This window comes from Actinophytocola sp. (assembly GCF_050699915.1).
Lineage (GTDB): Bacteria > Actinomycetota > Actinomycetes > Mycobacteriales > Pseudonocardiaceae > Actinophytocola.
Map to the genome: position 1 here is coordinate 1 of NZ_JBOHGA010000258.1, position 7,943 is coordinate 7,943.

The following is a 7,943-nucleotide window of genomic DNA, read 5'->3' on the forward strand; positions in this document are numbered from 1 at the left end:
CTGGGAGCCATAACGCACGCTGAACCGCAGCGAACGGCGCCCAACTGCACACAACGAACGCACGCTGACCTGCAGGAGTCCTATTCCTGCAGGTCAGCGCAATTGTTGATCTACGTTGACACGGTAGTGCTCATCCAAGTCGTCGAGAGGCCCTTTCACGCACCACCGCAAGGGCCGGATGACCCCCACACCGGACCTCTCCGCGCGCCCTAGCATCGCCAGAAGCGTCGCCTCTACGCCGGCTCTCCGTGCGACGACAGCTGTTCCAAGCAGGCGGTTTCGAACACAGGTGCTGGAGCAGGCTGTTGACCCCGTTTCGCGGCGATCATGACGCTGCTCCAGTTTTGCTCCAGTTCGGCGTGGTCGAGCACGCGAACAGTCCATTTGGAACCAACAGTCAAGATCACAAAATAGCCCGCTGACCTGGAGAAACATCCAGATCAACGGGCTACTTGAGGGAGTGGAGCTGAGGGGGTTCGAACCCCTGACCCCCACACTGCCAGTGTGGTGCGCTACCAGCTGCGCTACAGCCCCGTATGCGGGAGCGGCTCCCGGACGTGCTCGTTCAAGTTACAGGACTCGCCGGTGGGCGGAGCAGTCGGGTCGCGGGTTCCCTTGGGCGGGGTCGCGTGCTACACCCATGGCGTGATCGCCGACGATGCCGACCGGGTGCCGCTTGTTGAGCCTGATGCCGAGGGGGTCGCGCCCGACCTGCGACGACAGGTCCAGGAGGACCGCCTCCGGGAACTCGTCGACCGGTTGCTCGCCGGTGGCGGGTTGCAGGCGCGACGGCTCGTGGACGCCGGAGTCGCCAGCGGCGCGGACGTGTCGCTGGACGCGTTGGAGCGGCTACCGATGGTCACCAAGCGTGACCTCTGGGACCACTACCCGCACGGGCTGCGGCTGGCGCCGATCGAGGACGTCGTCTGCGTGCACGGGTCCTCCGGGACCGGCGGGCGGCCGACGCTCGTGCCCTACACCGCGCACGACGTCGACATCTGGGCTCGGGTCATGGCTCGGGCGCTGGGCGGCTCCGGCGCTACGCGGCAGAGCCTCGTGCACAACGCGTACGGCTACGGCCTGTTCACCGGCGGGCTGGGCGTCCACCACGGCGGCATGCGGCTCGGCGCCACCGTCCTGCCCATGTCAGGCGGCATGACCGAACGGCAGATCCGCATGCTGGTCGACCTGCGGCCCGACATCCTCACCTGCACGCCCTCCTACGCGATCTTCCTCGGCGAGGCCATGCGCGCGGGCGGCCTCGCGGTCGACAGCCTGCGCGCGGGCGTCTTCGGCGCGGAGCCGTGGACCAACGAGATGCGCGGCCAGATCGAGCGGCTGCTCGGCCTCCGCGCGCTCGACATCTACGGCCTCTCCGAGATCATCGGACCCGGCGTGGCCTGCGAGTCGCTCGACTCCGGCGGGATGCTGAACGTCGCCGAGGACCACTTCTACGTCGAGGCCGTCGACGCCGACGGGCACGCCGTACCGGACGGGAAGCCCGGCGAGCTCGTGTTCACCACGCTCACCAAGACCGGCATGCCGCTGCTGCGCTACCGCTCCGGCGACGTCGCCGTGCTGGCCGGGCCGGTGCCGGGCGCGCCGCGCACGCTGCGCCGGATGTCGAAGCTGCTCGGCCGCACCGACGACATGCTCGTGGTCCGCGGCGTGAACGTCTTCCCCACCGAGATCGAGGCCGTACTGCTCACCGACGAACGCGTCAGCCCGCACTACCTGGTCGTCGAGGACCGCCGCGACGCCGCCCGGCCGGAGCTGCGCGTCGCGGTCGAGGCGCTGGCGGCCGTCGACGAGGAGCGGCTGGCCGCCGACCTGCACGCGGCGCTGCGCGAGCGGCTCGGCATCGGCTGTGTCGTGCGCGTGCTCGCGCAGGGCAGCGTGCCGCGGACGGAGGTCGGCAAGGCCCGGCGGTTCGCGCGCTGGACCGGGGGCGAGGCACCGCTCGCCGGGCTCGACTGAGCGTCAGCCCGCGGCACCGACCACGGTGTCCAGCCACTTCGGATCGGAGATGTCGACGACCTTCTGTCCGTTCGCGACGGTCGGCGTGCCGAAGCTCTTCTGGCCGTTGAGGTCCTGCTTCAGGTACTCGGTGTTGCGTACCTTCTCGAGGCTCTGCGCCAGGACGCTCTCGTACTTCCCACTCTCCACACAGGACTCGAAAGCCGGCGCGGTGATGCCGAGGTCCTTGCCCAGCTTGGCGAGCTGCTGCTTGTCCCACCCGCGCGAGCCCTCCTCGGGCTGTGAGTCGAACAGGCTCACGTGGTACTGGGGGAACTTCCCGGCGTCGGCGGCGCACAGGCCGGCGTTGGCGGAGTCCATGGAGTAGCCGGGCGGGTCGGAGACCTCGTTCAGCATCGGCAGCATGTGGTACCGCAGCCGGACGGTGCCGTCCTTCACGTGCTGCTCGAGGTCCTTGCCGTAGGCCTTCTCGAACTGGCCGCAGACCGGGCAGAGGAAGTCCTCGTACACGTCGAGGGTGACCTTGGCGGCGTCCTCGCCGACGACCACGACCGCACCGTCGCGGCGCACCGGGTAGCTGGCCTCGGTGTTCGCGCCGGTGGCCGCCTCGTCGATGCTCTGGCCCTCGGTCGCGTTCTTCTGGCTGTTGGTGTAGATCACCCCGCCGAGCACGGCGCCGAGCAGCAGCACCACGACGACCACGCCGATGACGACCTTCTTGCGGTCGCTCGACTTGTGCCTGGCGACGGCCGGGGGCCGGCTCGTCGCTGTCTGCGCCTGACGCTTCTTGCGCGCGCTGCGCTCAGCTCCACCCACCGATCAAGTCCTTCCGTGCGTGTCGACCGTTTCGACCGGCCTGGCCATCAGCCAACCATCCAGCGCGAGCAGGGTCCGCGGCCGGATCAGCAGCCAGGCGGCGAGCGCGAGGAAGCCGATGTCCCTGGCGATCTCCTGCGGGTAGCGCGTCTCGCCCGCCGCGACCTGGCCGCCGCCGCCGAAGCAGCCGCAGTCGATCGTGAGGCCGCGGGCCCACGACTGGGCGACCGCGCCGATGAAGGCCAGCAGCACCAGCGCGGAGACCGCCGCCGTGAGCCGCGTGCCGAGGCCGACGAGCAGCAGCAAGCCGAGCACGAGCTCGACGAACGGCACGGCACCGGCGACGACGCTCACCACACCGGCGGGCAGCAGGTCGTAGGCCTGCACCGCGACGTAGGTCTGGATGAGGTCGCTCACCTTGATGGCGCCCGAGATCAGCCACACCGCGGCCAGCCCCAGCCGGACGAGCGTGCCGATCCCGTCGAGCACGCGCGCGGACGGTCGAACCACGCCACGACGCTACCGAAGGAGCCTTAGCGCTTGCTGAGAGCCCGTCACCGTCGCCGCAGCTCGGCGATGGCGGCTCCGGCGATGATCCCGAAGGCGAGGTGATCGGCCACCTGCGGCGCCGTGGCCAGCGCCCGCACCCGCGCGGTCCGTTCACCGGGCAGGTTGAGATCGAGAGCGGCGATGCCGAGCCCGGCGAGCGCTCCCCAGCCGACCGTGGCCCGCCGAGGCAACACCCGAGCGAGCACCAGGCTCCAACCGATTGAGAGTCCCAAGTGGACGGGAACCGCGGCCGCGAGAAGGGCCCAGGTCCGCTCCTCGCGAGGCAGCAGCAAGGCCCCAGCCGCCCGAGTAGCAGCAAGCGGATCTTGCCGAGTGACCAGCGCATGCAAGGTAGAAGGCACCCCACTCAACACGGCGGCGACAACCCCAGCCCGAACTCCGACCCGCAAGACGCTCACACCTCATCATCGCCCAGCCGAACCGACGCGTCGGAGAAGGGCCGGGGAGGCGGGGCGCAGAGGCCGGTTCGTACGGAGTAGGAGGAGAGCAGGCGGGGCGCAGCGACGCAGAACGAGGCGAAACGGACGGAGCACTGCGGAGCAGCGAGGCGCCGCGAATCGAGCGCGGCATGCGGCGAAGCAGCGCAGCGAGGCAGAGCCGCGAGGCGGAGCAGCGCAGCGAGGCGGAAGCGAAGCACTGCGAATCGGAGCCGGCGCGCAGCGAGGCAAAGGTGGCGGGCCGAGGCGACTCGGGCGAGGGCAAGGCCCGGCGACGTTGGACGGCGCGGGGCGGCGGAGAAGAGGGCGGGAGACAAGGGAGAGACGCTGAGCGAGAGTCGGAGGCCCAGCGAGCGAAGCGAAGCAGGCGGCGGCGAGGCGAGCGCCCCCGGCCGCAGCGAGCGGCAGTGGCCACAGTGAGGCGGAGCGAAGCGAAGCCGCACGAGGACAGAGCGAGCAAGCGAAACCAACCGGCCGAAGACAAGCGGCGAGGCGAGCGAAGCGAAGCCGTCCATGGGGCGAGAGCGAGGCGAGCGAAACGAAGCCGCGCAAGTTCGAACGCAAGGGGCCGAGGCGAGCGAAGCGAAGCCGAAGCACCAACCCGTGCCGGGCGCTGGTCACCGACCAACGCAACAACGCTGGTTCGGCAGGAGCTCGCACCGTGGGGGGTTTGGGGGGCTCGGCCCCCCAGCATGATCCGAAAACGAGACCGGCGAGCGCTCTCCGCGAGCACTCGCCGGTCGAGTGGAGGTGCCGGGAATCGAACCCGGGTCCTCTGTCGCCTTTCCAGGGCTTCTCCGTGCGCAGTTCACTGTGCCTCTACTCGGCCCCGCCGGTCACGTGAACAAGCCGGTGTGACGGGCCCAGCCGCTGTAAATGTCCCGCCGTGCGTCCGCGGCCAACCCGCGGCGGTAAGCCTCCTAGCTGATGCCGGCGAACCGGGTCGGAGGCGACCCCGGGCCGACAGACATCACGCTCGCTTAGGCAGCGAGGGCGACGTCGCGCTGGGAATTAACCTTGGCGCATATTGGTTTGCGGCGACGCTTGAGGTGGCCATCCGCCTGCACCTGCACGCTTCCCCTGAAGCAACGTCCAGAGTCGAAACCGTTCACCCCCTCGTCGTGGGTACTTCCACACCAGGATAACGCCCCGGGCCGTCGGGATCATCCCGGTTCCGTACGCAGGGGGGTAGGGCTAGCCCCACCCCCGACCCGGCGGTGCGCCCCATGTCGTCGATCTGCCGCCGAGGCCATGCTGGTGAGGTGCACCGGACCTCGAAGGAGACCCAGGATGACCACCGAGCGTGACGGCACCCGGCCGAACCCTCCGCTGCTTGGTTCGATCGCCTACCTGGTGATGAACCTCCCCATCGGCATCGCGTCGTTCGTCTTCGTCGTGACGACGCTGTCGGTCGGCGTGAGCACCGTCATCATCTGGGTCGGGCTCGCCGTCCTCGCGGTCGCGATGCTCGCCTGGCGCGGGTTCGCCCAGGTCGAGCGCGCCCGGGTGCGCGCGATGCTCGGCACCTACATCGCCACGCCGTACCGGCCGCTGCCGGAGCAGGGCAACCGCTGGCTCATCCGCATGAAGGACCCGGCGACCTGGAAGGACATGGTCTACTGCGTCCTCCTGCTGCCCATCGGCATCGCCGAGTTCACCCTGATGGTGACCTTCTGGGCGACGAGCCTGTGGCTGATCACGCTCCCGGCCTACTGGACGTGGCTGCCCGTGGACTGGCGCCCGATCCTGTGGAACCAGCAGCAGATGTTCGACTCGTGGCCCGAGACGCTCCCGTGGGCCGGTGTCGGCGTGCTCGTGCTCGCGATGGCCGTCGCGCTGACCCGGGCCCTCGGCACGCTCCACGCCCGCTACGCCCGGGCCATGCTCGGCCCGAGCGTGCGCCACATCTCCAAGCTGGAGGAGCTCTCCACGGCCGGCGCGATCGACTGGTCCACCGAGTGGCCGAACCAGACCACCATGAGCTACCGGCCGGTGCCGCGGTGACCAGCCCCGAACCGGTGCCGCCGCTGTACCTGGTGCCGGAAACCAACACCGGGGATGCTGTCACCGTGGCATCCCCTCCGGCGCCGGACCCCGAGCCCGGACCGACCCTGGTCAGACGCGGCTTCCAGTCCGCCGCGTTCATGCTGGCCGGCTTCCCGATCAGCGTGCTGGCGTTCGTCCTGATCGTCACGCTCTTCTCGGCCGGCGTCAGCACGCTGATCGTGTGGCTCGGACTCGCGCTCCTGCTGCTGCTCACGAAGGTCGCCTACGGGTTCGCGGGCCTCAACCGGCGGTTGCTGCGCCGCACGCTCAAGGTCGACATCCCGACCCCGCAGATCGAGCTGGACCTGACCGCCCCACCCTGGCGCCGCTACGTCAACCGGCTCGTCGACGCCCAGATGTGGCGCTACCTGGCCTATCTGTTGCTGAGCTTTCCCCTGCACGTCTTCGAGTTCCCGCTGGCCATCGTCGGCGTGGTGCTGCTGCCGGTCGGCGTGTTCGTGCTGCCGGTGGTCGCCGCGCTGCACGTCATGCTCGCGAAGGCGTTGCTCGGTCCGAACACCACCGAACAGCTGACCCAGAAGGCCGAGCACCTGCAGGCCTCCCGCGCCCGCGGCGTGGACGCGGCCGAGGCCGAGCGCCGGCGCATCGAGCGCGACCTGCACGACGGCGCCCAGCAGCGGCTGGTCGCGGTGGCGATGGGCCTGGGCCGCGCGAAATCCAAGATGGAGAGCGACCCGGACGCGGTGCGCGACCTGATCGCCGAGGCCCACGCGGACGCGAAGCTCGCCGTCGCCGAGCTGCGTGACCTGGCACGCGGCATCTATCCGGCGGTGCTCGGCGACCGCGGGCTGGACGCGGCACTGTCGTCGCTGGCGGCTAAGAGCCCGATCCCGGTCGACGTGCACGTGGTGATCGACCCGCGCCCGCCGGCCGCGGTGGAGAGCACGGCCTACTTCATCGTCGGCGAGTCGCTGACGAATATCGCGAAGCACTCGGGGGCGACGGAGGCCAAGGTCAACGCCTGGCGCGAGGAGCGACCGAGCGGTGACCTGGTGATCGTCGAGATCACCGACGACGGCCACGGCGGCGCGACGATGCGGGCGGGTGGCGGCCTCGCGGGGCTCGCGGACCGGGCTGCCACGATTGACGGTGTGATGACCGTGGTGAGCCCCGTTGGGGGACCGACTGTGATCAGGGCTGACCTGCCATGCACGTGGTGATCGCGGAGGACTCCGTGCTGCTGCGTGCCGGGCTCCAGCGCCTGCTGGCCGACGAGGAGATCGAGACCGTGGCGGCGGTCGAGGACGGCGACGGGCTGCTGGTCGCGGTCAGCGAGCACCGCCCCGACCTGGCGATCGTCGACGTCCGGATGCCGCCGACGTTCACCGACGAGGGGCTGCGCGCGGCCCTGCGGGCGCGTGAGCAGCAGCCGGGGCTGCCGGTGCTGGTGCTCTCGCAGTACGTGGAGGAGCGCTACGCGGTGGAGCTGCTGTCCGGGGGTGCCGGCGGCGTCGGCTACCTGCTCAAGGAGCGGGTGGCCGACGTCGCGGAGTTCGTGGACGCGGTGCACCGGGTGGCCGCCGGCGGCACGGTCATCGACCAGGAGGTGATCGCGCAGTTGATGGCACGCGGCCGCAGGAACCCGATCGACGTGCTGACCCCGCGCGAGCGCGAGGTGCTGGGGCTGATGGCCCAGGGCCTGACGAACGTGGCGATCGCGAAGTCGCTGGTCGTGTCCGACGGCGCGGTCGAGAAGCACGTGGGGAACATCTTCTCGAAGCTGGGCCTGGAGCCGTCCTCGGAGGAGCACCGGCGGGTGCGGGCGGTGCTCACGTTCCTCGATGCCGGTTGATCGGCCTCCGCCTCAAATCCAGCGCACTGAACGGGACCGACGATTCCGGCGCGTCCGCGCACCACCCTGTGGACAAGGAACCACGGCGCGGCCTCCGACCCCCGGATTCCAGTCTATGAGCGGGCACCGACATTTCCGGCCGCCGGACCGGGCGCCTGTGGACAACTCTCGGTCACGCGGGGGCCCCCCGTTTTCCAGTCTATTCGGGACCACCGACGGAAATGGCTGGCTGGGACGGGGCTGTGGACAAATGAGTCGACGCCCCCGCCCGGGTGGGCGGGGGC

The 7,943-nt window shown here is 70.2% G+C and carries 7 protein-coding genes, 1 tRNA gene and 1 other RNA gene; 4 read left to right on the forward strand and 5 right to left on the reverse strand.

Annotated features, from left to right (window positions below; genetic code table 11):
- Positions 1 to 461: 461 nt before the first annotated feature.
- Positions 462 to 534 (reverse strand) — tRNA-Ala (locus ACRDSK_RS29290).
- A gap of 111 nt (positions 535 to 645) precedes the next feature.
- Here ACRDSK_RS29290 and ACRDSK_RS29295 point away from each other — a divergent pair.
- Positions 646 to 1,977: a phenylacetate--CoA ligase family protein gene (locus ACRDSK_RS29295; protein ID WP_431444593.1), complete on the forward strand. Its 1,332-nt coding sequence runs from the start codon at positions 646 to 648 to the stop codon at positions 1,975 to 1,977.
- A 3-nt stretch (positions 1,978 to 1,980) separates the two neighbouring features.
- Here ACRDSK_RS29295 and ACRDSK_RS29300 read toward each other — a convergent pair whose 3' ends face one another.
- The 4 genes from ACRDSK_RS29300 to ssrA all read right to left on the reverse strand — a co-directional run bounded on the left by ACRDSK_RS29300 (position 1,981) and on the right by ssrA (position 4,916).
- Positions 1,981 to 2,793 carry a DsbA family protein gene (locus ACRDSK_RS29300; RefSeq protein ID WP_431444594.1) on the reverse strand — a complete coding sequence of 271 codons (813 nt, stop codon included), beginning with the start codon at positions 2,791 to 2,793 and terminating at the stop codon, positions 1,981 to 1,983.
- 3 nt (positions 2,794 to 2,796) lie between these two features.
- Positions 2,797 to 3,303, reverse strand: a complete 507-nt coding sequence (locus tag ACRDSK_RS29305; protein WP_431444595.1) for a MauE/DoxX family redox-associated membrane protein — start codon at positions 3,301 to 3,303, stop codon at positions 2,797 to 2,799.
- A gap of 44 nt (positions 3,304 to 3,347) precedes the next feature.
- On the reverse strand, positions 3,348 to 3,548 hold the full coding sequence (locus ACRDSK_RS29310) for a hypothetical protein (RefSeq protein ID WP_431444596.1): 201 nt from the start codon (positions 3,546 to 3,548) through the stop codon (positions 3,348 to 3,350).
- A gap of 994 nt (positions 3,549 to 4,542) precedes the next feature.
- Positions 4,543 to 4,916: a transfer-messenger RNA gene (ssrA, locus tag ACRDSK_RS29315) on the reverse strand.
- Positions 4,917 to 5,090: 174 nt separating this feature from the next.
- On the opposite strand from ssrA, the gene ACRDSK_RS29320 reads away from it, so the two are divergent.
- The 3 genes from ACRDSK_RS29320 to ACRDSK_RS29330 all read left to right on the forward strand — a co-directional run bounded on the left by ACRDSK_RS29320 (position 5,091) and on the right by ACRDSK_RS29330 (position 7,659).
- Complete coding sequence (locus tag ACRDSK_RS29320; protein WP_431444597.1) at positions 5,091 to 5,804, forward strand: sensor domain-containing protein; 714 nt, start codon at positions 5,091 to 5,093, stop codon at positions 5,802 to 5,804.
- Positions 5,805 to 5,944: 140 nt separating this feature from the next.
- Entirely contained in the window at positions 5,945 to 7,027 is a 1,083-nt protein-coding gene (locus tag ACRDSK_RS29325; protein WP_431444599.1) for a sensor domain-containing protein, read from the forward strand.
- The gene (locus ACRDSK_RS29330) at positions 7,015 to 7,659 is read left to right on the forward strand and encodes a response regulator transcription factor (protein WP_431444598.1); all 645 of its coding nucleotides are present in this window, start codon (positions 7,015 to 7,017) and stop codon (positions 7,657 to 7,659) included. The genes ACRDSK_RS29325 and ACRDSK_RS29330 overlap by 13 nt, the downstream gene beginning before the upstream one ends.
- Positions 7,660 to 7,943 lie beyond the last annotated feature (284 nt).